Annotated in this window: 23 protein-coding genes and 1 tRNA gene; 11 read left to right on the forward strand and 13 right to left on the reverse strand. The window is 62.9% G+C overall.

Annotated features, from left to right (window positions below; all coding sequences use genetic code 11):
* Nucleotides 1-3 precede the first annotated feature (3 nt).
* Nucleotides 4-2,031: an aldo/keto reductase gene (locus tag AC0NIL_RS12175; RefSeq protein ID WP_275954026.1), complete on the forward strand. Its 2,028-nt coding sequence runs from the start codon at nucleotides 4-6 to the stop codon at nucleotides 2,029-2,031.
* Between the two features lie 27 nt (nucleotides 2,032-2,058).
* Here the strand turns inward: AC0NIL_RS12175 and AC0NIL_RS12180 are convergent, their stop codons facing one another.
* Nucleotides 2,059-2,934, reverse strand: coding sequence for an AraC family transcriptional regulator (locus AC0NIL_RS12180; protein WP_013530188.1), 876 nt, complete (start codon nucleotides 2,932-2,934; stop codon nucleotides 2,059-2,061).
* A gap of 247 nt (nucleotides 2,935-3,181) precedes the next feature.
* On the opposite strand from AC0NIL_RS12180, the gene melA (AC0NIL_RS12185) reads away from it, so the two are divergent.
* From melA (AC0NIL_RS12185) to melA (AC0NIL_RS12210), 6 genes are all read left to right on the forward strand, one after another.
* Nucleotides 3,182-4,648 carry an alpha-glucosidase/alpha-galactosidase gene (gene melA / locus AC0NIL_RS12185; RefSeq protein WP_063172851.1) on the forward strand — a complete coding sequence of 489 codons (1,467 nt, stop codon included), beginning with the start codon at nucleotides 3,182-3,184 and terminating at the stop codon, nucleotides 4,646-4,648.
* Nucleotides 4,649-4,794: 146 nt separating this feature from the next.
* Nucleotides 4,795-6,879: an ABC transporter substrate-binding protein gene (locus tag AC0NIL_RS12190; RefSeq protein ID WP_013530190.1), complete on the forward strand. Its 2,085-nt coding sequence runs from the start codon at nucleotides 4,795-4,797 to the stop codon at nucleotides 6,877-6,879.
* 111 nt (nucleotides 6,880-6,990) lie between these two features.
* Nucleotides 6,991-7,998 (forward strand): ABC transporter permease, encoded by a 1,008-nt coding sequence (locus tag AC0NIL_RS12195; protein WP_275954025.1) that lies wholly within the window; start codon nucleotides 6,991-6,993, stop codon nucleotides 7,996-7,998.
* A gap of 1 nt (nucleotide 7,999) precedes the next feature.
* Nucleotides 8,000-9,139 carry an ABC transporter permease gene (locus AC0NIL_RS12200; RefSeq protein WP_064994576.1) on the forward strand — a complete coding sequence of 380 codons (1,140 nt, stop codon included), beginning with the start codon at nucleotides 8,000-8,002 and terminating at the stop codon, nucleotides 9,137-9,139.
* Between the two features lie 9 nt (nucleotides 9,140-9,148).
* The gene (locus AC0NIL_RS12205) at nucleotides 9,149-10,816 is read left to right on the forward strand and encodes an ABC transporter ATP-binding protein (RefSeq protein WP_275954024.1); all 1,668 of its coding nucleotides are present in this window, start codon (nucleotides 9,149-9,151) and stop codon (nucleotides 10,814-10,816) included.
* Nucleotides 10,817-10,835: 19 nt separating this feature from the next.
* Nucleotides 10,836-12,206, forward strand: coding sequence for an alpha-galactosidase (melA, locus tag AC0NIL_RS12210; RefSeq protein WP_473572435.1), 1,371 nt, complete (start codon nucleotides 10,836-10,838; stop codon nucleotides 12,204-12,206).
* A 5-nt stretch (nucleotides 12,207-12,211) separates the two neighbouring features.
* Here the strand turns inward: melA (AC0NIL_RS12210) and yacG are convergent, their stop codons facing one another.
* From yacG to AC0NIL_RS12255, 9 genes are all read right to left on the reverse strand, one after another.
* Entirely contained in the window at nucleotides 12,212-12,409 is a 198-nt protein-coding gene (yacG, locus tag AC0NIL_RS12215; RefSeq protein WP_013530195.1) for a DNA gyrase inhibitor YacG, read from the reverse strand.
* Entirely contained in the window at nucleotides 12,406-13,035 is a 630-nt protein-coding gene (locus tag AC0NIL_RS12220) for a Maf-like protein (protein ID WP_013530196.1), read from the reverse strand. The genes yacG and AC0NIL_RS12220 overlap by 4 nt, the downstream gene beginning before the upstream one ends.
* A gap of 21 nt (nucleotides 13,036-13,056) precedes the next feature.
* Nucleotides 13,057-13,275: a translation initiation factor IF-1 gene (infA, locus tag AC0NIL_RS12225; RefSeq protein WP_006200926.1), complete on the reverse strand. Its 219-nt coding sequence runs from the start codon at nucleotides 13,273-13,275 to the stop codon at nucleotides 13,057-13,059.
* A gap of 87 nt (nucleotides 13,276-13,362) precedes the next feature.
* On the reverse strand, nucleotides 13,363-13,773 hold the full coding sequence (locus AC0NIL_RS12230) for an arsenate-mycothiol transferase ArsC (protein WP_024504779.1): 411 nt from the start codon (nucleotides 13,771-13,773) through the stop codon (nucleotides 13,363-13,365).
* A gap of 47 nt (nucleotides 13,774-13,820) precedes the next feature.
* Nucleotides 13,821-14,306: a UPF0262 family protein gene (locus tag AC0NIL_RS12235; protein ID WP_013530198.1), complete on the reverse strand. Its 486-nt coding sequence runs from the start codon at nucleotides 14,304-14,306 to the stop codon at nucleotides 13,821-13,823.
* 6 nt (nucleotides 14,307-14,312) lie between these two features.
* Nucleotides 14,313-15,605, reverse strand: a complete 1,293-nt coding sequence (hisD, locus tag AC0NIL_RS12240; RefSeq protein ID WP_275954015.1) for a histidinol dehydrogenase — start codon at nucleotides 15,603-15,605, stop codon at nucleotides 14,313-14,315.
* A 7-nt stretch (nucleotides 15,606-15,612) separates the two neighbouring features.
* Nucleotides 15,613-16,047, reverse strand: a complete 435-nt coding sequence (locus tag AC0NIL_RS12245; protein ID WP_013530200.1) for a DUF2948 family protein — start codon at nucleotides 16,045-16,047, stop codon at nucleotides 15,613-15,615.
* Nucleotides 16,048-16,252: 205 nt separating this feature from the next.
* Nucleotides 16,253-17,545, reverse strand: a complete 1,293-nt coding sequence (murA, locus tag AC0NIL_RS12250) for a UDP-N-acetylglucosamine 1-carboxyvinyltransferase (RefSeq protein ID WP_013530201.1) — start codon at nucleotides 17,543-17,545, stop codon at nucleotides 16,253-16,255.
* A gap of 130 nt (nucleotides 17,546-17,675) precedes the next feature.
* A complete protein-coding gene (locus AC0NIL_RS12255) occupies nucleotides 17,676-17,936 on the reverse strand; it encodes a hypothetical protein (RefSeq protein WP_024504781.1) in 261 nt (86 codons plus the stop codon).
* A gap of 94 nt (nucleotides 17,937-18,030) precedes the next feature.
* Between AC0NIL_RS12255 and AC0NIL_RS12260 the strand changes: the two genes are divergently transcribed.
* Both AC0NIL_RS12260 and AC0NIL_RS12265 read left to right on the forward strand, forming a co-directional pair.
* Nucleotides 18,031-18,105 (forward strand) — tRNA-Thr (locus tag AC0NIL_RS12260).
* Nucleotides 18,106-18,425: 320 nt separating this feature from the next.
* The gene (locus AC0NIL_RS12265; RefSeq protein WP_473572434.1) at nucleotides 18,426-20,000 is read left to right on the forward strand and encodes a peptidoglycan L,D-endopeptidase MepK; all 1,575 of its coding nucleotides are present in this window, start codon (nucleotides 18,426-18,428) and stop codon (nucleotides 19,998-20,000) included.
* Nucleotides 20,001-20,305: 305 nt separating this feature from the next.
* On the opposite strand, the gene AC0NIL_RS12270 is transcribed toward AC0NIL_RS12265, so the two are convergent.
* The 3 genes from AC0NIL_RS12270 to AC0NIL_RS12280 all read right to left on the reverse strand — a co-directional run bounded on the left by AC0NIL_RS12270 (nucleotide 20,306) and on the right by AC0NIL_RS12280 (nucleotide 22,602).
* On the reverse strand, nucleotides 20,306-20,830 hold the full coding sequence (locus tag AC0NIL_RS12270; protein ID WP_013530204.1) for an OsmC family protein: 525 nt from the start codon (nucleotides 20,828-20,830) through the stop codon (nucleotides 20,306-20,308).
* A gap of 110 nt (nucleotides 20,831-20,940) precedes the next feature.
* Nucleotides 20,941-21,477 (reverse strand): carboxymuconolactone decarboxylase family protein, encoded by a 537-nt coding sequence (locus AC0NIL_RS12275; protein ID WP_024504783.1) that lies wholly within the window; start codon nucleotides 21,475-21,477, stop codon nucleotides 20,941-20,943.
* An 87-nt stretch (nucleotides 21,478-21,564) separates the two neighbouring features.
* Nucleotides 21,565-22,602 (reverse strand): RNA polymerase sigma factor, encoded by a 1,038-nt coding sequence (locus AC0NIL_RS12280; RefSeq protein ID WP_473572431.1) that lies wholly within the window; start codon nucleotides 22,600-22,602, stop codon nucleotides 21,565-21,567.
* 271 nt (nucleotides 22,603-22,873) lie between these two features.
* Here AC0NIL_RS12280 and AC0NIL_RS12285 point away from each other — a divergent pair, with 271 nt between their 5' ends.
* Together AC0NIL_RS12285 and AC0NIL_RS12290 are read left to right on the forward strand one after the other, a co-directional pair.
* Nucleotides 22,874-23,779, forward strand: coding sequence for a MurR/RpiR family transcriptional regulator (locus tag AC0NIL_RS12285; RefSeq protein WP_013530207.1), 906 nt, complete (start codon nucleotides 22,874-22,876; stop codon nucleotides 23,777-23,779).
* A 57-nt stretch (nucleotides 23,780-23,836) separates the two neighbouring features.
* Nucleotides 23,837-25,153, forward strand: a complete 1,317-nt coding sequence (locus AC0NIL_RS12290; protein ID WP_063170048.1) for a M20 family metallopeptidase — start codon at nucleotides 23,837-23,839, stop codon at nucleotides 25,151-25,153.
* The last annotated feature ends 21 nt before the right edge of the window (nucleotides 25,154-25,174 follow it).

Genomic DNA, 25,174 nt, shown 5'->3' on the forward strand with positions numbered 1-25,174 from the left:
ACAATGACCGCAACCACGCCCATTCGCTGGGGCATTCTCGGCCCGGGCAGCATCGCCCAGTCCTTTGCCGGTGGCGTGGCCGCTTCGGACACCGGCAAGCTGGTCGCCATCGGCGCACGCAATCCCGCCAAGCCGGGGCTTGCCGAGCGTTTTCCCGGTGCCCGTATCCTCGACGGCTACGACGCGCTGCTCGCCGACCCCGACATCGACGCCGTCTACATTTCGATACCGCATCCAGGCCATGCGCAATGGGCGATCAAGGCGGCCGAGGCCGGAAAGCATGTGCTGTGCGAAAAGCCGCTGGCGCTGACCGCCTTCGAGGCCGACGCCATGATGCATGCCGCGCGCAAGGCCGGCACATTCCTCGGCGAAGCCTTCATGTACCGGTTGCACCCGCAGACCAAGAAGCTGGTGGAGCTGATCAGGTCCGGCGTCATCGGCGAGATCAGGATGATCAAGTCGAGCTTCGGTTTCGCCATGCCGGGCTTCATGCCGCAGCACCGGCTCTATGCCAACGATCTCGCCGGCGGCGGTATTCTCGATGTCGGCGGCTATCCCGTCTCGATGGTCCGGCTGATTGCCGGTGCGGCCGTCGGAAAGCCCTTCAGCGAGCCAGACAAGGTGGTAGGCACCGCCCATCTGGGCCAGTCCGGCGTCGACGAATGGGCCTCCGCGCTGCTGCATTTCCCCGGCGGCATTGTCGCCGAAGTCTCCTGCAGCATCTCGCTCAGCCAGGACAATGTGCTGCGCATCCTGGGCACAAGGGGCCGCATCGAAGTGCCGGACTTCTGGTTCGCCGGCGGCAACCGCGATGTCGGTCTCGGCCGGATAGACGTCATCGCCTCCGATGGTACGCGCCAGACCATCAGCGTCGACGAGAAGCGCCATGTCTATTCCTTCGAGGTCGACGCAGCCGGCGAGGCGATCCGCGCCGGCGGCCAAGAATTCGCCTGGCCGGGCATGGCGTGGGCGGAAAGCCTCGGCACCTTGCGTGTGCTGGACAAATGGCGGGCGGCAGCCGGCCTCGAATACGGTATCGAGAAGGCCGAGCAACGCACCAACACCATCTCCGGCCGGCCTTTGCGGTCCGGCGGCACGGCGATCGCCAAGCGCACCATTCCTGGCCTGTCGAAACCGGCATCGGTGGTGGCGCTCGGCTTCGAGGATTTCCGCACGTTTTCCTCAGGTTCGATCCTGCTCGATGCCTTTTTCGAGGCCGGCGGCAATCTCTTCGATACCGGCTATGTCTATGGCGGCGGCTATACCGAGAAGCTGCTTGGCGAATGGTTGAAAAACCGTGGCGTGCGCGCGAAATCGGTGGTCATCGCCAAGGGCGCGCACTCGCCGCTGTGCTATCCTGATGTGATCGGCAAGCAGCTCGACCAGACGCTCGAACGCCTGCAGACCGATCATGTCGATGTCTACTTCATGCACCGCGACAATCCGGATGTGCCGGTCGGCGAATTCGTCGATGCGATGGATCGCGAGGTCAAGGCCGGCCGCATCCGCGGCCCGTTCGGCGGTTCGAACTGGACGATGGAACGCCTGGATGAGGCAATTGCCTACGCCGAACGCACCGGCAAGCAAAAGCCCGGTGCGCTGTCCAACAATTTCTCGCTGGCCGAAATGCTGGAGCCGATCTGGGCTGGCTGCGTCACGTCCTCCACGGATGCGTGGAAGGCCTGGCTGACATCCAGGCAGATGCCGAATTTCGCCTGGTCGAGCCAGGGGCGCGGCTTCTTCACCGATCGGGCGGGTCGCGACAAGCAAGACAATGAGGAGCTGGTGCGGGTCTGGTACTCCGAGCGGAATTTCGGCCGCCGCGACCGGGCGATCGAACTTGCCGCGAGACTGGGCAAGAGCCCGATCCATATTGCGCTGGCCTATGTGCTCGCTCAGCCCTTCCCCTCCATCCCGCTGATCGGGCCACGCACGTTGGATGAACTGGACGACAGCCTGCGCGCTCTCGACATCACGCTTTCGCAAGCCGATCTCGAATGGCTGGACGGCGGCAGCCTGCGCGCTGCCTAGTTGGCTGCCTGTTTAACCGTGGCGGCGTCAGGCCTCGTCATCGAACGCCCTGACGCCGCGCCTGGCCGGAGTCCGCAAATTCGCGTACATGCCTGTGGTGCGGAACTGGCTCGGTGTGATGCCGTAGCAGCGGCGGAAGACCTTTGAAAAATAGTTCGCTTCCTCGAAGCCGCATAGGATGGCGACCTCCTTCACCGGCAAAAAATCCGCTTTGGTCAGCAGCTTCGCCGCGCGTTGCAGGCGCTGCTGCAGCACGAACTCGGCCGGAGGCAGGCCTTCGCTCTCGGCGAAACAGCGTGAGAAATGGGCTCGGCTGAGGCCGCTGATCTGGACCAGGTCCGCCACCGGCAGCGGCTTGTCGAGATTGGCGTTGATGTGATCGATGACCGGCTGCATGGCGCTTAGTTTTTCGGCGAAGGCATGGGAACCGAAGACATCGTCATAGAGCGCCATCGCAGCCTCGTAGGCTATCGCGGAAGCAGCACCCGGCGAAGCGGCGCCTTTGATCAGGCGCAGGCTGCAATCGGCAAGATGATCGATTGTCGCCGGCTGCAGCCGAAATACAGGACCCGAGACGCTGAGGATCGACTTGTGGATGCGCAGCGCTTCCTCGCCGTTCATCGAAATCCAGAAATATTCCCAGCGCTCATCTCCAGCCAGCCAGTAGCGGTGGTTGTGCGGCACCAGCACCAGCAATGTGTCGTTCTTCTGCAAGCGGTAGTTGCGGTTTTCGTAGCGCAGCCGGCCAGTCCCGCTGATCGTGTGCTGGAGCACGGTGAACGGTGTCTGACCGCGCTTGCGGCCGTCCCAGTCGTAGATTTCGTCCTCGCGCACTTCGTAGCCCGTGCTCGTCGGCATGGCGTGCAGGCGCTGGCGGCCGCGCGGCAGCGAGATCGTGCGCATGGACTGTCCGTGTTCTATCAAATTATGCAGCACAAAATTACCCCTGAAAGCATAATCCTTCTCTGGTCGCGCTCGCGAATAAGCGCATAATCCCCATCGAAAAGCGAGAGAGATCCGCAGTCAAGGAGCGGACAGGGAGGTTGGCGAGCCGGATTCCGGCTTGTCCTGCATACATGTCGCGGCATGTGGCTAGAGCCTCCCATTGTCATTCCTTGCCTGCAATTTAAAATGGAATGAGGTGCGGCTGATGAGTTTCAAAATCGCTATCATCGGTGCCGGCAGCGTCGGCTTCACCAAGAAATTGTTCACCGACATCCTGTGCGTGCCCGAATTCAAGGACATCGAATTCGCGCTGACCGACGTCAGCGAGCACAATCTTCAGATGATCAAGGCGATCCTCGACAGGATCGTCCAGGCAAACAGGTTGCCGACCAGGGTGACGGCGACCACCGACCGCCGCAAGGCGCTCGAAGGCGCTCGCTACGTCATCAGCTGCGTGCGGGTCGGCGGCCTCGAAGCCTATGCCGACGATATCCGCATTCCCTTGAAATACGGCATCGACCAGTGCGTCGGCGATACGATCTGTGCCGGCGGCATTCTCTATGGCCAGCGCAACATTCCGGTGATCCTGGATTTCTGCAAGGATATACGCGAGGTCGCCGAGACGAACGTCAAATTCCTGAACTACGCCAACCCGATGGCGATGAACACCTGGGCGGCGATCGAATACGGCAAGGTCGACACTGTCGGGCTCTGTCACGGCGTCCAGCACGGCGCCGAGCAGATCGCCGAGGTGCTTGGCGCGAAGTCCACGCAGGAGCTCGACTATGTCTGTTCCGGCATCAACCACCAGACCTGGTTCATCGATCTGCGCCTCAACGGCCGCCCCATTGGCAAGGATGAACTGGTGGCCGCTTTCGAGGCGCATCCGGTCTATTCCAGGCAGGAGAAGCTGCGCATCGACGTCCTGAAGCGCTTCGGCGTCTATTCGACCGAAAGCAACGGTCATCTTTCCGAATATCTGCCCTGGTACCGCAAACGTCCCGACGAGATTACGCGCTGGATCGATATGTCCGACTGGATTCACGGCGAGACCGGCGGCTATCTCCGCTACTCCACCGAAACCCGCAACTGGTTCGAGACGGAATATCCGCAGTTCCTCGAAGCGGCGTCCAAGCCGATCGACCGCGAGAAACGCTCCAACGAGCATGCCAGCCACATATTGGAGGCGCTGGAGACCAACCGCGTCTATCGCGGCCACTTCAACGTCAAGAACAATGGGGTGATCACCAACCTGCCGCACGATGCCATCATCGAGTCGCCGGGCTTCGTCGACCGTTTCGGCATCAACATGGCCGCCGGCATCACGTTGCCGGAGGCTTGCGCCGCCACCTGCATCGCTTCGATCAACGTCCAGCGCATGTCGGTGCATGCCGCGATATCAGGCGACATCGATCTTCTGAAGCTCGCCGTGCTGCATGACCCGTTGGTCGGCGCGGTTTCGACGCCGGAGGAGGTTTGGCAGATGGTCGACGAAATGGTCGTCGCCCAGGCAGCCTGGCTGCCGCAATACGCCCATGCGGTTCCGGCCGCCAGGGAGCGGCTGTCGACATCCAAGGTGAAGACCCGCGAGTGGGCGGGCGCCGCACGGCGCAGTGTTCGCTCGATCGAGGAATTGCGCGCCGAAAAAGCCGCGCTGAAGCAAGCCGGCTGAAACGGGCCGGCTGAAACGGGCCGGCTGGAAATTCATGCGGTGATGGTGGATCCATGGGAGGCGGATCCACTGCCACGAAGCCGTTTGAATTCGAGGAGAGGCGGAGCGGGTGCAAACGCTCCGGACCAACAAGAGGGAGAGAGACAGTGAGGAATTTACGCAATATCGGCCTTGCTGCCGGACTGGCGCTGAGCGTCTCGGTCTCGGCACTCAGTGCATACGCTTCCGAGCCGACGGTTCCGCCGGCGCCGACACCGTTTCCCGCCGAAGGCAAGATCAATTATGTCGCGCGCGACTCCATTCTGGAGTTCAAGGCGCTTCCCGAATATCACGAGCCCGACTGGGTCACCGAGAAATACGTCAAGACCGGCAAGCTTCCGCCGGTGAAAGACAGGCTGCCGAAGGAGCCGCTGGTCTTCAAGACGGGCAATATGCAAGACGGCATCGGCGTCTATGGCGATACGATGCGCCACGTCATCGGCGGGCGGCCGGAAGGCTGGAACTACGGCGCCGGTCAGACGCAAGGCTGGGGCGGCATCGACATCGGCCTCTCCGAATGCCTGACGCGTACCGCACCGCTGTTCCAGGTCGAGGCCAAGGACACCGAGCCGCTGCCGAACCTGGCCAGGAGCTGGGATTGGTCGAGCGATGGCCACAAGCTGACCATGCACCTCATCGAAGGCGCGAAGTGGTCGGACGGCGTGCCGTTCAATGCCGACGACGTCATGTTCTACTGGGACGACGAGGTCGTCGATCCCAACGTCTCGCCGCTGAACGGCGCCACGCCGGAAACCTTCGGCGTCGGCACGACGTTGAAGAAGATCGACGACTACACCGTCGAATGGACCTTCAAGGACGCCTTCCCGAAGCAGTACCTGTATGCCATGGCCTACGGCACCTTCTGTCCTGGTCCCGCGCACATCCTGAAGCCGCAGCATCCGAAATATTCGAAGAACACCTATGACCAGTTCAAGAATGCCTTCCCGCCGGAATTCATGAACATGCCGGTGATGGGCGGCTGGGTCCCGGTCGAATACCGGCCGGACGACATCATCGTCATGCGCCGCAATCCCTATTACTGGAAGGTCGACGAAAAGGGCAATCAACTGCCCTATCTCAACGAACTGCACTACAAGCTGTCGACCTGGGCCGATCGCGACGTCCAGGCGGTGGCCGGCGCGGCTGATTTTTCCAATCTGGAGCAGCCGGAAAACTTCGTCGCCTCGCTGAAGCGTGCGGCGGAGGCGAACGCGCCTGCCCGTCTTGCTTTCGGCCCGCGGCTCATCGGCTACAATCTGCGCTTTAATTTTTCCGCCAATGGCTGGGGCAATCCGGACGAACGCGGCCAGGCGATCCGCGAGCTGAACCGCAACGAGGATTTCCGCAAGGCCGTCACCATGGCGCTCGACCGCAAGGCGCTCGGCGACTCGCTGGTCAAGGGGCCGTTCACCGCCATCTATCCCGGCGGCTTGTCGTCAGGAACCAGCTTCTACGACCGCAATTCGACGGTCTACTACCCCTTCGACCTCGATGGCGCCAAGGCTGAACTCGCCAAGGCCGGCCTCAAGGATACGGACGGCGACGGCTTCGTGAATTTCCCTTCCGGCACCGCCGGCGGCAAGAATGTCGAGATCGTGATGCTGGTCAACAACGACTACACGACCGACAAAAGCCTTGCCGAAGGCGTCGTCGCCCAGATGGAAAAGCTCGGGCTGCGGGTCGTGCTCAACGGCCTCAACGGCACCCAGCGGGACGCTTCGCAATACTCCGGCCGCTTCGATTGGCTGGTCCGGCGCAACGAACAGGAACTGACCTCGGTGGTGCAGAACACCGTGCAGCTTGCCCCTGTCGGCCCGCGCACCAGCTGGGACCATCGTGCGCCGGAAAATGGCGAGGTCGATGTGATGCCGTTCGAAAAGGACCTCGTCGACATCGTCAACAAGTTCGTCTCCACGCAGGACAATGACCAGCGCGCCAGCTTGATGAAACAATTCCAGAAGATCTCGACGGAGCACGTCTACAATGTCGGCCTGACGGAATATCCCGGCGCGCTGATCGTCAACAAGCGCTTCTCGAACATTCCGCAGGGCACGCCGATCTTCATGTTCAACTGGGCCGAGGATTCGATCATCCGCGAACGGGTATTTGTCGCCGCAGACAAGCAGGCGAAATATGAATTGTTCCCCGATGAGCTGCCCGGCAAACCCGGAGAGAAGGGGCTGATGAATTAGGTTTACCTCCCTGACTGAGAGACCTCCGGCCGCGCCGCTGGCGCGGCCGGACAAACCAACCTCCGGACGCAACCAAGGGCGCGATCGGCGAGACAAGGAAACGAACCGTCCATGCTGCGATTCCTGCTCACGCGCATAGCGTCGGCAATCCCGGTCCTCGCCATTTTGAGCCTGGCCACCTTTGCCATCATCCAGGCGCCGCCGGGTGACTATGCCGACTACATCCGCTCGCAGGCGATCAACCAGGGTGGAGCTTCCTTTGCCGAGGCCGACGCGCAGGCAAAGGCCTATCGCATCGAGCATGGCCTCGATAAGCCGCTGCCCGTGCAGTATCTCAACTGGATCGTCGGCATCGTCACTCGAGGCGATTTCGGCTACAGCCTGTACTACAACAAACCGGTCGCCGATGTGGTCGGAGAGCGCCTGCCGCGCACGCTCTTTCTGGCGCTGGTCTGCCATCTGCTGGCCTCGGTGCTGGGCATCACATTCGGCATATGGGCGGCGACAAGGCAATACACCTGGATCGACTCGACACTGTCGGCCATCTCCTTCCTCGGTATGACGGTGCCGCGCTTCCTGATGGCGCTGATCATCGTCTATCTCCTGGTCTTCCAGTTCAACGTGTCTGAGATCGGCTCATTCTTCTCGCCGCAATATGGTGGTGCGCCGTGGTCGTGGGCCAAATTCGTCGACCTCGTCAAACATGTCTGGCCGGTGGTGGCGATCGCCACTTTCGGCGGCCTCGCCTACAATATGCGCGTCATGCGCGGCAATCTGCTCGATACGCTGAACGCGCAATATGTCGAGACGGCAAGGGCCAAGGGGCTGACGGGTGCTGCTGTCGTCATGCGCCACGCCGTGCCCAACGCGCTGCATCCGCTCATCATGTATCAGGGCGTGGTGCTGCCCTATATGCTGACCGGCGAGATCGAGACGGCGATCATCTTCGCACTGCCGACCGTCGGCCCGGCGATCGTCGGCTCCATGGCTGTCGGCGACGTCTATGTCACTGCCACCTTCATGATGGTTCTGTCGGCGACGCTCATCGTCGGCAACATCATCGCCGACATGCTGCTCGTGCTGCTCGATCCGCGCGTGCGCCAGTTCGGGGAGCGTTGAGATGCTGGCGCGCGATCCATCCCCTCCACCGCTGCCTGCCGAAGGGCCCATCGTCGCCAAACCGGCGCATGGCAACGAAAGCTACATGGCGCTTGTCTGGCGCCGGCTGAAGCGCTCCTGGACCGGCATGGCCGGGCTCTGGCTCGTCGTGCTGCTGCTGGTGATGGCCGTATTAGCCGAATTCATCGCGCCAATGGACCCGAAGGTCACGGATGTCGGCTTCGCTCCGCCGCAGGTGCCAAGCTTCCATGACAGAGACGGCGGTTTCACCGCACGGCCGAGGGTCTATGCGCTGGCCGATTCGGCGGACCTCGATCCGGTCACTTTCCAGCCCGTCGTCGGCCCCGACTATGATCATCCTAGGCTGCTCGGTTTCTTCGTGCATGGCGCGCCCTACAAGCTGTTTGGGCTGCTGCCGGCGGACCGGCATCTGTTCGGCTCGCTGGACGGCCAGCCGGTGCATTTCCTGGGCACCGACAAGTTCGGCCGTGACGTGCTGTCGCGCGCCATCCACGGCTCGCGCGTCTCGCTGATGATCGCCCTGACGGTCGTCTTCATCATCACCGTCATTGGCACCACCGTCGGCATGGTTTCCGGCTATTTCGGCGGCAGGTTCGATGTCTGGATGCAGCGCTTCGTCGAACTGGTGCTCGCCTTCCCGCAGCTGCCGCTCTATCTGGCGCTGACGACACTGATCCCGGTCACCGCTCCCACCAACGTCTTCCTCGCTTTCGTCATCATCGTCATGTCGGCCTTGGGCTGGGCGCAGATGTCGCGCGAAGTGCGCGGCAAGACGCTGGCGCTGGCGCGGATCGAGTATGTGCGCGCCGCCATGGCGGTCGGCGCCACCGACCGGCGCATCATCATGCAGCACATCTTCCCCAATGTGATGAGCCATGTGATCGTCGCCGTGACGCTGGCGATCCCGACCGTGGTGCTGCTCGAATCCTTCCTCGGTTTCCTCGGCTTCGCCGTCAAGCCGCCGCTGATCTCGTGGGGCCTGATGCTGCAGGACACCGCGACCTATTCCGTCATCGGCACCTATCCCTGGATCCTGTCGCCGGTCGGTTTTGTGCTGGTCACCGTCTTTGCCTTCAACGCGCTTGGCGACGGCCTGCGCGACGCCGTCGACCCTTATTGAGGTGCTGAGATGACCGTCGCGCTCGCCGAATCCTTCGCACCGATCGTCCGTCACGACCATGACGGACGCCAGGACCAGCCGATCATCGATGCCCGCAACGTCGCCGTGGCCTTCAAGGTGGAGCATGGCGTCGTCGAAGCGGTCAAGGACATCTCGTTCCAGCTCTATCGCGGCGAGACGATCGCCATCGTCGGCGAATCCGGTTCGGGCAAGTCGGTGACGGCGCGCACCGTCATGGGCCTGCTGTCGCGGCGCGCCACGGTGTCGCCCGGCTCGAGCGTCTGTTATGACGGGCAAAACATCCTGAAATTTCCCGAGAGCGCCCGGCGCAAGCTGCGCGGCAACCGCATCTCGATGATCTTCCAGGAGCCGATGAGTTCGCTCAACCCGATCTATACGGTCGGCAGCCAGATCGTCGAGGCGATCCGGGTGCATCGTAAGGTCAGCCGCAAACAGGCTTGGGCGCGAGCGCTCGAACTTCTGCAGCACGTGCAGATTCCCGATCCTGCCGCGCGGCTCAGACAATACCCGCATCAGCTCTCGGGCGGGCAACGCCAGCGGGTGATGATCGCCATGGCGCTGGCCAACAATCCCGACGTGCTGATCGCCGATGAGCCGACCACGGCGCTCGATGTCACCGTCCAGGCGCAGATCCTGAACCTGATCCGCAGCCTGCAGAAAGAGCTGCGCATGGCGGTGATCCTGATCACCCACGACCTCACCGTGGTGCGCCAGTTCTCCGACTACGTCTATGTCATGCAGCATGGCGAAATGTGCGAGCACAACGCCACCGAACGGCTGTTCGGCGATCCGCGGCATCCCTATACGAGGCGGCTGCTGGCTTCAGAGCCGCACGGGCAGCCGAAGCCGCTGCCGGAGGGCTGTGGCACCATTCTCGAGGCCAGCGGCGTGCGCGTCTCATTCATGCTGCGCCACGGCACCTTTCTGAAACCCGACTGGCGCGAATTGGTCGCCGTCGACGATCTCAGCCTGAAACTCTGTCGTCATGAGACGCTGGGGCTGGTCGGCGAGTCCGGCTCCGGCAAGACCACCTTCGGCCAGGCCCTGCTCCGGTTGATCGACGCCAAGCGCGGCGAGATCCGTTTCGACGGCAAGCCGATCCACGGCCTGTCGCGGGCCGAGATGCGGCCGTTGCGCTCGCGCATGCAGATCGTCTTCCAGGATCCGTTCTCCTCGCTCAACCCGCGCATGACGATCGGCCAGATCATCGAGGAAGGGCTGATCGTCAACAGCATAGGGGCGACGCGGCGCGAGCGGGTCGAACGGGTGCGCGACGCGCTGGTCAGCGCCGGCATGCCGGGCGATATACTGTCGCGGTTTCCGCACGAATTCTCCGGCGGCCAGCGACAACGGATCGCGATCGCCCGCGCCATAGCGCTCGAACCAGAATTCATCCTGCTCGACGAGCCGACATCGGCGCTGGACCTCTCCGTCCAGGCGCAGATCATCGACCTCCTGCGCAAGCTGCAGGACGAGCGCGGTCTCAGCTACCTCTTCATCTCGCACGACCTCAAGGTGGTGCGCGCGCTATGCCATCGCGTGATCGTCATGCAGAACGGCAAGATCGTCGAGCAGGGCCCCGTCGACGACGTCCTGTCCAATCCCAAGACCGCTTACACCGAACGGCTCGTCAGGGCCGCTTTCGATGTGGCCTGAACATATGCCGGAGGTTAGCATGGCAAGAAATCCCAAGATCACGTTCATCGGCGCCGGCTCGACGGTGTTCATGAAGAACATTGTCGGCGACGTGCTGCAGCGCCCGTCGCTGTCCGGCGCGACGATCGCGCTGATGGACATCAATCCGCAGCGGCTGGAAGAGAGCGCCATTGTCGTCAACAAGCTGATCGCGACGCTTGGCGTCAAGGCGAAGACCGAGACCCATTCGGATCAGCGCAAGGCGCTGGCCGGCGCGGATTTCGTCGTCGTCGCCTTCCAGATCGGGGGCTACGAGCCCTGCACCGTCACTGACTTCGAGGTGCCGAAGAAATACGGCCTGCGCCAGACGATCGCCGACACGCTCGGCGTCGGCGGCATCATGCGGGGTCTGAGGACCGTGCCGCATCTGTGGAAGGTGTGCGAAGACATGCTCGCCGTCTGCCCCGATGCGATCATGCTGCAATATGTCAACCCGATGGCGATCAACACCTGGGCGATAGCAGAGAAATACCCTGCGATCAGGCAGGTCGGCCTCTGCCATTCGGTGCAGGGCACGGCGATGGAGCTGGCTGAAGACCTCGACCTTCCCTACGAAGAGATCCGCTATCGCTCGGCCGGCATCAACCACATGGCGTTCTATCTGAAGTTCGAGCATCGCCAGCCGGACGGTTCCTACCGCGACCTCTACCCAGATCTCGTGCGCGCCTATCGCGAAGGCCGCGCGCCCAAGCCCGGCTGGAACCCGCGCTGTCCCAACAAGGTGCGCTACGAGATGCTGACCAGGCTCGGCTATTTCGTCACCGAGAGCTCGGAGCATTTTGCCGAATATACGCCCTATTTCATCAAGGACGGCCGCCCGGACCTGATCGAGAAGTACGGCATCCCGCTTGATGAATATCCCAAGCGCTGCATCGAGCAGATCGAGCGCTGGAAGGGGCAGGCTGAAGCCTATCGCTCGGCCGATCGCATCGAGGTAGAGCAGTCCCCGGAATATGCCTCCTCGATCATGAATTCAGTCTGGACCGGCGAGCCGTCGGTGATCTACGGCAATGTCCGCAACAATGGCTGCATCACCTCGCTGCCTCGGGATTGCGCCGCCGAAGTGCCGTGCCTGGTCGATGCCTCCGGCATCCAGCCGACCTATATAGGCGACCTGCCGCCGCAATTGACCGCGCTGATCCGCACCAACATCAACGTGCAGGAACTGACGGTGCGGGCTCTGATGACCGAGAACCGCGAGCACATCTACCACGCGGCGATGATGGATCCGCACACCGCGGCCGAACTCGATCTCGACCAGATCTGGTCACTGGTCGATGATCTCTTGGCCGCTCACGGCGACTGGCTGCCGGGCTGGGCGCGGGTGGCGCGCAAGACCGAGGCCGCCTGACGACCTCATTTCGGAGCGTCGGGATCCGTCTCTTCCTCGTCATCGCGGGCCTTGATGACATAGGCGCCCTTCAGCCAGCGGTTGAGGTCGATGTCCTTGCAGCGCGTCGAGCAGAACGGAAAGCTGTCGCGCGCCGAGGGCTTGCCGCATTCGGGACAGGGGCGCTTTGGGCGCAAGGGCGTGACTTTGGGATCGGAATTCACAGCCGGGTTCCCGCCAGCCAGCCGCCATGCACCTTGAAGCCTTCGCCGCTCAGCAGCGCGATGGTCTCATAAAGCGGCAGCCCGACGATGTTGGTGTAGGAGCCGACCAGCTTGACGACGAAGGCGCCGGCGAGGCCCTGGACGGCGTAGCCGCCCGCCTTGCCGCGCCATTCGCCCGAGGCGATATAGGCGTCGATCTCTTCGCGCGGCAGCCGCTTGAAACGCACCCGCGTCTCGACCAGGCGCTGGCGCAGCTTGCCACCCGGGGTGATAAGGCAGATGCCGGAATAGACCCGATGCGAACGGCCCGACAACAGCCCGAGACAGTTGGCAGCGTCGTCGAGGGTTTCTGCCTTGGGCAGGATGCGCCGCCCGACGGCAACCACCGTGTCGGCGGCCAGCACGAAACCCGGCGCATAGTCGGCTTCGGTCTTCAGTGACGCAAACGCCTTTTCGGCCTTTTCCTTCGACAGCCGCTTGGCCAGCGAGCGCGGATGCTCGGCACGCAGCGGCGTTTCGTCGATATCGGCCGGCAGCACGCGGTCCGGCTCGATCCCGGCCTGCTGCAAGAGCTCGATTCGGCGCGGCGAACCCGAGGCAAGCACCAGCTTCTGCAAAATGCTCATCGCGGACCAGTCGGGCTTTGCTTACTTGAAACGATAGGTGATGCGGCCCTTGGTCAGGTCGTATGGCGTCATCTCGACCAGAACCTTGTCGCCGGTCAGCACGCGGATGCGGTTCTTGCGCATGCGGCCGGCCGTATGGGCGATGATTTCGTGTTCGTTTTCGAGCTTTACCCGGAACATCGCGTTCGGCAACAATTCCGTCACGACACCCGGAAACTCGAGGACTTCTTCCTTCGGCATTCGATACCTTTGCTTGGATGGTAGTTCCAGCACCCTGGCCGGAATTTCGGCGGAACCTATATGATAATCGTCCGCTTGTGAACACGCTTAATCCGTCGCGTTTTTTGCCTCTGGAAGCAAGAAACGTCGGCCTATGCGCACCTTCAGCCGCTCGCGGACGTCCCGGTACGCTGCCATGATCTGTTCGCGCGTGCCACCGGCGTCGGTCGGGTCCGGCGTCGGCCAATATTCGACCTCGACGGCGAGCGAGCGGGTGAGTTCGAGTGCGGCGTGGTGCGCTTCGGGTGCCAGCGTGACGATCAGGTCGAAATAGTCGTCCTCGAGATCGTCCATCGTCCTTGGGTGGCGCTCGCCCAGCGTGAGATCTTCTTCGGCCAGCACCGCATCGACGAACGGATCGCGCTCGCCGGCGCGAACGCCGGCCGAAGCGACAAAGACGGTGGCGGGCAGCATCCGGCGCGCCAGCTGCTCCGCCATTGGCGAGCGCACGGCATTCATGCCGCACAGGAACAGGATCGAACGGGGCAGGGCGCCGGGCGACAGGGCTAGCCCCGCCAGTGCAGCACGCAGACCAGCGTGAACAGCCGGCGCGCCGTATCGAAGTCGATGTCGATCTTGCCGGACAGCCGGTCCATCAGCGTCTGCGAACCTTCATTGTGCAGGCCGCGGCGGCCCATGTCGATCGCCTCGATATGGCTCGGCGTCGAGGAGCGGATGGCGTCGTAGTAGCTTTCGCAGATCATGTAGTAATCCTTGACGATGCGCCGGAGCGGCGTCAGCGACAGGATATGGGTGACGACGGCGGTGCCATCCTCGCGCGCCACGGCAAACACCAGGCGCTGCTCGGCCAGCGACAGTTTCAGCCGGTAAGGGCCGTCGCCGCTGTCATTGACGGGCTGGAAACTGTTCTCCTCGATCAGGTCGAAGATCGCCACTGCACGTTCATGCTCGACATCCGGCGTTGACCGGCCGATCGATTCATCGAGTTCGACATCGATCAGCCTGGCGCGGGTTTGATCGGGGCCAGACATCGCCGCCTAAATGTTCAACCGTATGGCGACGGAGCGTCCATGCGCGTCAAGACCCTCCGCCTTGGACAGCGCAATCGCCGCCGGCGCCAAGATACGCAACTGCTCCGGTCCAAGCTTGAGGATCGACGTGCGCTTGACGAAATCGAGCACGGACAGGCCGGACGAGAAACGCGCCGAGCGCGCCGTCGGCAGCACATGGTTGGAGCCGCCGACATAGTCGCCGATGGCTTCCGGCGTGTGGCGGCCGAGAAAGACCGCACCGGCATTGCGCATCCGCGACAGGAAGTCCTCGGCGTCGTCGATGGCCAGTTCGACATGTTCGGCGGCGATGCGATCGACCAGCGGCAGCGCGGCGTCGATGGTCGACACCTGGATCACGGCACCAAAATCGCGCCAGCTCGCCGCTGCCGTTTCAGCGCGTGGCAGGCTCTGCAACTGGCGCTCGACCGCCTGTTCGACCGCGATGCCGAAAGCCGGATCGTCGGTGACCAGGATCGACTGTGCCGAAGCGTCGTGTTCGGCCTGGGCCAGCAGGTCGGCAGCGATCCAGTTCGGATCGTTGCTGCCGTCGGCCACGACAAGCACTTCCGATGGCCCGGCGATCATGTCGATGCCGACGGTGCCGAAAACCTGGCGCTTGGCTGCCGCGACATAGGCATTGCCCGGGCCGACGATCTTGGCGACCGGCCGGATTGTCTCGGTGCCATAGGCGAGGGCGGCGATCGCCTGCGCGCCGCCGACGCGGTAGATTTCGGAAACGCCTGATATGTCCGCTGCCACCAGCACCAGCGGATTGATGATGCCGCCCGGCGCAGGCACGACCATGACGATGCGCTCGACGCCGGCCACTCTGGCCGGCACGGCGTTCATCAGCACCGAGCTCGGATAGCTCGCCGTACCGCCCGGCACATAGAGCCCGACGGCCTCGATCGCCGTCCAACGCCAGCCGAGCTCGACGCCGGCGGCATCTGTATAGCGATCGTCCTTCGGCCGCTGCCGTTCATGATGCGAGCGGATGCGGTCGCGCGCGAACTCCAGCGCCTCGATCGTCTTTGGGTCGGCCGTTTCGTAGGCGGTTGCGATGTCTTCCTTAGACACGGCAATGCCGAGGCCGGTCAAATCGGCGCGATCGAATTTCCGCGTATAGTCGATCAGTGCCGCGTCGCCCTCGGCGCGCACGCGCGCGATGATGTCGCGCACCGCGGCATCGACATCGGCGGAGACCTCCCGCTTGGTCGTGAGGAAGGCGGCGAAACGTTGCTCGAAATCGGCATCGGACTGACGAAGCGTGATGGCCATCGGACGCTCAGGCCTTGTGGATGGGGCGCGAGGTGGCTTCCCACGCGCCGCCGATGTCGGCAAGACGGGCCTCGATGCACTCGACATCGAGCATGATCGCACCGCCGCCCGAGAAGATCAGCTCGACGATGCCGGCCGGCTTGCTGATCTCGATGAAGCTGATCGCCAGCAGCGACAGGACTTCGGCAGGCTTGTCGCGGTCAATACCGCTGGTCTTGGCGCCGAGCACGCGGTCGAAATGCAGCACGGCCTGCCGTCGCTCATTATGCTGGCGAAACAGGCCGGATTTTGCCTCCCAGACGAAACGGTTCATGGTCAGCAGGAAACGCTTGGCCGCGGGGAGGAATTCGAGGTCGCTGACTTTCAGCACGGCATCCTGGACATGAGCCGAAACGATGCTCAGATCCTGGTCGTCGAGCGCGATAAGCTTAAGGGCGGTCATACGGATTTCGCACCTGAAGGTTGATTGTTCAGCCTTCTGTTAGGCGGTCTTGGCGATCGGTGCAACCGCACCAACAGCTGCAGCTCTGCGCTGCCCCTCATCGCCCTGCCGGGCACTTCTCCCCGGATAGTGACGGGGAGAAGGACGCTGCCGCGAAGGATTTCGCCAATCTCCTGCGTTGCTAGAGAGGAGCCGAGGTCGCGGGCTACGCCGAAATCCGTTCGATCACCGCGCCGCAGTTGGACAGCTTTTCTTCCAGCCGCTCGAAGCCGCGATCGAGGTGGTAGACGCGGTTGACCGTGGTCTCGCCTTCCGCCGCCAGGCCGGCGATGACCAGCGAGACAGAGGCGCGAAGATCGGTCGCCATGACCGGCGCGCCCTTCAGCTTCGGCACGCCGTCGACGATCGCCGTCTGGCCCGAAAGCGTGATGTGAGCGCCGAGCCGCGCCAGTTCCTGCACATGCATGAAGCGGTTCTCGAAGATCGTCTCGGTGATGCGCGACTTACCCTTGGCCATGGTCATCAGGCCCATGAACTGCGCCTGCAAATCGGTCGGGAAGGCCGGGAAGGGTGCTGTCGTCACGTCGACCGGCGAAATGCCGGCGCCGTTGCGCCTCACCCGGATGCCGGAATTGGTCGGCGTGATCTCCGCACCCGTCTGGGCGATCACGTCCAGTGCGGTCTGCAGCAGGTCCGCACGCGCGCCTTCGAGCACGACGTCGCCGCCGGTCATGGCGACGGCCATCGCATAGGTGCCGGTCTCGATGCGGTCGGGAATGACGCGCACGCGCGCACCGGAGAGCGATTCGACGCCGTCGATGGCAATGGTTGGCGTGCCGGCGCCGGAAATCTTCGCGCCCATGGCGTTGAGGCACTCGGCCAGATTGACGATCTCGGGCTCGCAGGCGGCATTTTCCAGCACCGTCTCGCCCTTGGCGAGTGCCGCGGCCATCATCAGCACATGGGTGGCGCCGACCGAGACCTTCGGGAAGATATAGCGGTTGCCGACAAGGCGGCCATTCCGGGTCTTGGCGATGACATAGCCGGTGTCGACGTCGATATCAGCGCCCAGCGCCTGGAGGCCCTCGAGGAACAGATCGACCGGCCGCGTGCCGATGGCGCAACCGCCCGGCAGCGACACTTTTGCTTCGCCCATGCGGGCCAGCAGCGGGCCGATCACCCAGAACGAGGCGCGCATCTTCGACACCAGCTCGTAGGGCGCTGTGGTGTCGACGATGTTGCGGGCGGAGAAGTTGATGGTGCGCGAATAGCCCTCATTCTGCTTCTCGCGGCGGCCATTGACCGAATAATCGACGCCGTGATTGCCCAGGATGCGGATCAGCTGCTCAACATCGGCCAGATGCGGCACGTTTTCCAGCGTCAGCGTGTCATCGGTCAAAAGCGAGGCGATCATCAAAGGCAGCGCCGCGTTTTTCGCGCCCGAGATCGGAATGCTTCCGGAGAGCTTGTTGCCCCCGACAATTCTGATGCGATCCATGGAAGAACGTCCCTCTCGGCCAAAAAAGGGCCGGTTCAATCGTTTGAGTAGCGGCCCGTCTAGACCATTGGCCAATCTGGTTCAAGAAATAGGATTTCGCCCACCCCAGGCCAAGAGTGACCTATTTGAGTTAATCTTTTTGTATTTTCTTCGATGCAGCGAGCCCGTCCGGACGCAGGTCGGCCTCGCCGGTCCGCCGCGAGCGCGACTGCGCCTTGCGCTTCTGCAGATTGGCGCGCAATTGCTCGGCGAGCCGATCCTTGCGGATTGTTGCGCTGCTTTTCGGTGGACCATCCTTTTTCACTGGAATTGTCTTGTCGTCCATCGCCCCATCCCGCCGGCGACCCACCAGCTTGCTGTTCAGGGATAGCCAACATTGTGGCACTGCCATGTCATTAAAAGCCATCCGGCAAAGCCTTTCACAGAAGCGTTGCACTTGGCCTTGCGCTTGCCGGTTCGATATGGCAGAAGCCCCGCCATCAGCGGCTGCGGTAGCTCAGTGGTAGAGCACTCCCTTGGTAAGGGAGAGGTCGAGAGTTCAATCCTCTCTCGCAGCACCAGTTTCCAACATCCCTGTTGCCGCACGATCGTCCTCTGCATTTGCGAGGGCGAGGCGGGTACATGGGATGGCGCGGCCCTCGTGCTGGCGGACCCGATCAGCGGTGCATTGCTTCAGAAAATGGCTGCCACAGGCAAATCCAGCCGAAGCGCATTCCGGCAAGACACGATTCATTAACCAAGATGCTATTCATCGACATGACGTATTGTGGCATGGATGCCCGTCTTCGCCGGTCAGATCCATGCTTGTCAGGAAGAGGGCCGAAAGGCTCCTGATCTGGGCGGAAATCTAAATCGCCCGTAACAAAAGAACGTGCAAGGCATGAACGTGAGCGAAAACGTACAAAACGCCCCCGGTGCTTCCCGTCTTTGGACCCTGCCTGCCATCATCGCAGCGTTCCTTTGCCTGTGCGCTACCGGCGCGTTCGCGGAGACGCGTGCTTTGAAGATTCAACATCTCCATACGGGAGAGAAGGCTGAAATCGTCTTCAAGCGCAATGGGCGCTATGATCCGGCGGGATTGAAGAAGATCAATCTCATGCTGCGCGACTGGCGTCGCAACGAACCGACGAAGATGGATCCGCGCCTGCTCGATCTTGTCTGGCAGGCCTATCGCGCCAGCGGCTCGACAGCCTATATCCATGTGGTCAGCGCCTATCGTTCGCCGGCGACGAACGCCATGCTGCGCAGCCGCTCGAAGGGTGTGGCCCGGGAGAGCCAACACATGGTTGGCCGCGCGATGGACTTCTTCCTGCCGGATGTGCCGCTGAAGAAACTGCGCGACATCGGCCTCAAAATGCAGGGCGGCGGCGTGGGTTATTACCCCACCTCCGGTTCGCCTTTCATACACATGGATGTCGGCAATGTGCGGCATTGGCCGGGCATCAGCCGCCAGGAACTCGCCAGGGTATTTCCGAACGGCAACACACTGCATGTGCCGAGCGACGGCAAACCGCTGCCCGGCTATGAGCAGGCGTTTGCCGCCTACAAATCGCGCAAGGGCGCCGGCACGCCCGACATCGAGCTGGCAAGCGTCGACGGCGGCCAACGCAGGCCGCGTGGCCTGCTGGCGACGCTCTTGGGCGGGGGCGGCGCAGACGAGTCCGATGATGTCGCCGAAGCGGTGCCGGCGCCACGCAAACCGGCGAGGTCCGTCGAACCCAGACCGGCCGGACAGGGTATCGCTATCGTGCCGCCGCAGGATGCCCAGCGGGCGGACATCCAGATTGCTGCCAGCGATCCAGGCGAAGAACCGCTTGCCGGGCAGAAGGGGAAGACGCCTGAAGCGATCGTCATGGCGATGGCGCCGGGCTCAGTGCCGCTGCCGGCCTTCGCACCGCGCGCCGAGTTCACGGCACCCGTTCCCACCCCGGAAACCGCACCGTTGGCAATCGCCGGCGCGTCCACGGCGCAGGCCGAGCTGGCCGTTGCCAAGCCGGACGCCGCGAATGCCGATGCCGCTGCCACGAGCGTCGCGCCGGAGATGATGGCGCTCAACGTCCCATTGCCGACATGGCGGCCGGAAAGCCAGTCAAGCCCGACGCGCCAGCTGGAAGCAGCCAAATCTGGCGATGCCATCGGTGTCTTGCTGGCCATGCATCACCCCGACGAGGGGCTGGCCGGCGAGCGGATCGCGGCGCCTGCGTCAAAGCCAGAAGATCGCGTCAGGACGAACCCCAAGGCCGACCGTGTCCAGCGGCGCCCCGATTCCGAGGCAGATCGCGCTATTGCCGGTGGGGCCGCATCAACAGGGGCGCCCATGATTGCCGCCAATTTCATCCGCACGGCGCCGGAGCATGTCTATCTCGATGGATTCCAACCGCGGGGACGGACGTCCGATCACCGCCGCTTCACCGGCTCCGCGGTGAAATTCCTGCCCATCGCCAGTTTCAAATAGAGGGCGAAAGCACCGTTCGATCCAGTATCGAAATGTGTTGCGCCATATCGATGGCCGGGGCGGTCACGGGATTCGCAATGCCGAACCCTTCCGCGCTATAACACTTGGTGAGCAGCGCGCTACTGCAGCGGGCAGTCGGCTCGTTGCTGTCGGCCGCCATCCGTTGCCTTTCGAGCAGATCGCCCCGCGAACTTGCCAGGATCGTGGTGGCGGCGCAAACGTGCACGAGGCATATTTGGCCCCGCCGGCCGCAACCGGCGGGACTAAGCCACAGGCCGCCCAGCGGGCGAGTTCTGCGAAAAGGATCACGCCTGGTGAATCACCAATTCGCTGGTCATGGGAATTCCTCTAAGGGCGCCAAGCACCATGTTGTGCGAGATCGCGCGTTCATGAATTTTCTCCAGATCGGCGCGGGGCGCCGAAGAACACACGGTTGCGCTGAGGTGCAGGGACACGTAGCAATGCCGGGCGTCCACGGGCGCCGTGAGCCCATCAAGTCCGTCGAACTCGCCACGCGGGTCGAACACGCCTTCCGCGATGAAATCGACCGAACGAAGATCGACCCCCGCATGCGCTGCCAGCATCGGATAATCCGAGCCGGCGCACACAGCCGCCGCGGCAAAGATCTGCTCCCAGGGAAAGACGGCGGTCGGCGAATTGTCCTTGAGGCTCGCCGGTCGCTCCAGTAGCGGTGTTGTGTAAGGATCGCCTGATTGCGGGTCGAAGCGGTAGCGGGCACGATAGGTGCCACGCACCGCGTCACCGTGTTTCTTTAGCACGGACACGATATCTTTGACTGTGCTGACGGTTTCTCCGAAGACTACTGGCATCTTTACCTCCCTATAAAATGAGAATTCCACTCCCTATTCCGGTCCGCGGATGCCGACGACGGTTGCCGCGGCCTGGCCCCAATCCCGACAATGTGCCGACAAGGCTCGCGCTACTTGGCAGGCGCGGCAGCCTGAGCGTCGCCGCCGAGATCCTTCTTGAAGGTCTCAAAGTCGACCTGCATGCCGTTGAAGATCGTGCTCCAGTGCCGTGACAGAGCGGCGATAGCGACGGCCTCTTCGATCTCGTCCTCCGTTGCGCCCGCCTGTTTTGCGCTCTCGGTGTCTTCCCAGATGCAATACTGGCAGGGAATTTGTGCGGAGACGGCGAGCGAGATCAGAGCCTTGACCTTCGGCGGCAGGGCGGTTTCGCTGGAGAACTGCAGAGCCTTCACCTCTGCCCAGGCGCCCGGCAGCGCTGCTTTTGAAACCTGATGGAGAAAGGTCGGCACCGAGCCGAGCGTCCGCTCGACGTCCTTATAGGTGGCGTCGACCTCAGCCTGACCGGCCCAGCCTAAGCCTGATGACAACAATGTGGCGCAGACGACAGTCGATGCGAACGCCGTGTGAAGGAGGCGGCGCGAGCGGCTGGGCCCGAGCTCGCCGTGGTGTGCGATGGAAGCAACATGGGAAACTGCGAAGGCGAACATGATCTCTCTCCTCTTTGGAACCATTTGCATCCGGGCCAGATGATGCCCGCGTGCTGTAAGGAGTCACGGACGGGAGAAAAAGTTCGATCAGTCGTCGTCGATTCTAGGCGGACGCGGCGAAAGATGCAGATGCAAGCGTCGGGCCTTGCCGTCTCGCTGAAAGATCACCAGGACGACACCCGGCGGGCAGTGGAAAGGGTCTTCCGGCGGATTGACGAATAGTCCCTCGATCACAGTGACCTGGCTGGCGCTGAGAATGCGCTGCGGTTCCAGGCGGACGCCGGCTTCCGTGTCGGCGTCGACTTCCCAGGCAAGGAATGAGCGACCCAGCACTGGTTTGCTCGTCCCGCGGACAAGATGCAGGTCCTCTGCAAAGTGCCCAAGGAAGCGGTCACGCTCGCCATGCTGGTTGAGCCCATTGAAAATTTCGGAGTAGAATCGCTGGCTCTCGCGAGACTGCGAGCGAGCCTCTGCGTCGGCAAGGCCCGCCGTTTCCAGCAGCATCTCGGCAAGCTTGCGTTTGGCTTGCGACAAACGACTGCGAACCGTCCCAATCGGGACACCCAGAATGGCGGCCAGTTCCTCGTAAGACTGATAGCTTCCGAAATAGCGCAACATGGCGGTAGCCTGCAGCGGCTCGGGAAGCTTGCGTAGCGCGTCCCAAACCCATTCGCGAAGCGCGACTTTCTCCAGCCGCTCCTCAATGCTTGCGCGTTCGTCTGGGCGGTCTGGAATGTCGGCGGTCAAGATCTCGCGTCGTCTTCGACGCAATTGTTGCAGGCAACAGCGGTGCAACACAGTGCGAAGCCAGCCACCGACGGCTTGCGGATCCTTGAGTTCGCCGATGCGCCTCAGCGCGATCAGGAAAGTCTCATGCACAGCATCTTCGGCGTCCGACCCATAGCCGAGCATGTTCAGCGCTATCGCATAGAGCCGTGCGCGATGACGTTCCAGCAGCAGGCCGAGGCAACCACAATCGCCGCCCCGAGCGGCAAGGGCCAGTTCGGCATCACTCGGCACGATATGAGTTTCGTAGCCCATGGACTTAAGATGCATCAACTGGCGAAAAAGTTCGAATGCCAGTTCAGCTTCGTCACGATCCGTGTTCGGCGGGCACCAGTTCACCAATGACGCTTTGATGGGTTTTGGATTGAGGTTATGACCCTCACTTCACGTCCGTAACAACCGGCCCCGGAACGGGGTCCGTGAGAACCAGGCTCGCCGCCAAGATACTCAAGCGAGATCGAAAGTGCATATGGCAGTGAGCAAGGATTGGATTCTGGCGGATGCGGGCGATCTACGCGGCTAGATTCAATCCTGTAAAACTTTTTCCAGATTTGACACCATTTCACAAAATTGTAAGATAATCATCTTCCGTCAGCGATAGGCGATGACCATGTCGATCCGCGAAGAACTGGCCAACACGACCGTGGCGTTCACCTCCGCGGAAGAGAAGATCGTCCAGGTCCTGCTTGCCGATTACCCGATGTCGGGGCTGGGCACCGCAACCCGGCTGGCACGGCGCGCCGGCGTCAGCGACCCGAGCGTGACGCGGCTGATGACCAAGCTTGGCTATGTCGGCTTTGCCGATTTCCAGGCACGCCTGCTCACCGAAGTCGAATCCAGGCTGCATTCGCCGCTTTTGATGATGGAGGCCAAGCGTCCGGGCGGCTCCAGCGAAGGCACCGCACTTGCCTATTTCCATTCGGTTTCCGACAGCCTGGAGCGTACGCGCACGGCTGTGCCGGTGCAGGCCTACACGCGCGCTGTCAACATGCTGCTCGAGAGCAAGGGCCAGGTCGTGCTGCTGGGCGGCCGGTTCAGCCGGCATATCGCCTCCATGCTGGCCGGCTATCTCCTGCAGTTCCGCTCCGGCGTGCGCGACATCGGTTCGTTGAGTCCCGCCGATTTCGACCTGTTGATCGACCTTGGCAAGCGCGACCTCCTCGTCGTGTTCGATTACCGGCGCTACCAGTCGGACGTGGTGAGCTTTGCCCAGCAGGCCAAGGAGCGCGGCGTCTCCATCCTGCTGTTCACCGATGTCTGGCTGTCGCCGATATCTGACATCGCGGACCTGACCATGGTCGCGGCGATCGACGCCAACTCGCCGTTCGACACGCTGGCGACGGCCGTTGCCCAGATGGAAACCGTCTTTGCCCACGCGCTGGAGGGCCATGGCGCCGGGGTGCGCAAGCGCATCGAGGACATCGAGAAGATCCGCAGCGCCAACGCGGTCACGCTCGATACCGTCCTATCGTCATCGGCCGACGACGCCGCCAAATCCAAAGCCACAAGGAAATAGTGTCGTTGCGCTCAGTGCAGCGATGCAAAGCGCCGCGACGCAGAAAAGGAAGCGACAATGCCCGACAACCAGACCATCATCGACGCCGTGCAGGCTGAGATCGAGACCGATCGCGACTGGTTGATCGGCCTGACCCGCGACATGGTCCGCATCCCTTCGGTCAACCCCAAATTCGAGCCCAATCCGGCGATCAACCGCGAGGCGGATGTCCAGGCGCTGCTCGAACCGATCCTCAAGCAGGACGGGTTCAGGACAGAGCAATGGGATGCCTTGCCCGGGCGGCCCAATCTGGTCGGCGAATGGGCGGGAGACGAGAGCCGCAGCCTGATCCTGTGCGGCCATATCGACGTCGTGCCGGTCGGCGCGATGAAGGACTGGTCGGTCGATCCGTTCGGCGGCGAAATCACCAATGGCCGGCTCTATGGCCGCGGCGCCGTCGACATGAAGGGCGGCGTCGCCGCTTGCATCGCCGCCGCGCGCGCGATCCGCAAGGCGGGCATCACGCTGCAGGGCCGGCTCGCCATCCACTCGGTCGTCGACGAGGAAGCCGGCGGCTTCGGCGCCATGGACGCGGTGAAGAAGGGCAAGCTCGCCAAGGCGGTGCTGGTCGCCGAACCGACCTGGGGCGATGTCCTGCCGGTCGAAGGCGGGCTGGAATGGGCGCGGGTGACGATCCGTGGCCGCAACGCCCATTCGGCGCTGCGCTACAACGAGATCTATCCGCAGCGTCACGACAAGGACCGGCTGGAGCCGGGCGTCAATGCGATCGAGATCGCCGCCCGCTTCATTGCCGCCGTGCGCCAGTATGAGCTGGACCGGACGCGAGCAAAATCCCATCCGCTGCTGCCGCTCGGCATGAACACCATCAACATCGGCGTCATGCATGGCGGCACCGGCCTTGGCGAACACGGCCTGCCGACCGTCATGACCAACCCGGCCATCATTCCCGATGTCGCGGTGCTCGATCTCGACATGAAATTCCTGCCCGACGAGAATTCGGCCGACTACCGCCGCGATTTCGAGGCGTTCGTCCACCATTTCGCGCAGACCGATGCGTGGCTGCGCGACAACCCGCCTGCGATCCAATGGGAGCTCGGCGGGCTGCATTTTCCGCCGATGAACACGCCGGTCGACCATCCGCTGGTGAGATCGCTGATGAAGCGCAAGGCCATGGTCGGCAAGGCGCCGCAGGCGCGTGGCTTCGTCGCCGTGTGCGATGCCGCGCACTATGCCGGCGCCGGCGTCGACGGTGTCATTTTCGGCCCGTCAGGCGACGGCTTTCACGGTTCCGACGAGTATGTCGAAGTCGAATCGGTGGTCGAGACCGCCAAGGTGATCGCCGCTTCGGTCATCGATTGGTGCGGCATCCGCTGAGGCGGAGCCGCCAGTCCGAAA

Source organism: Mesorhizobium sp. WSM1343 (genome assembly GCF_055901535.1).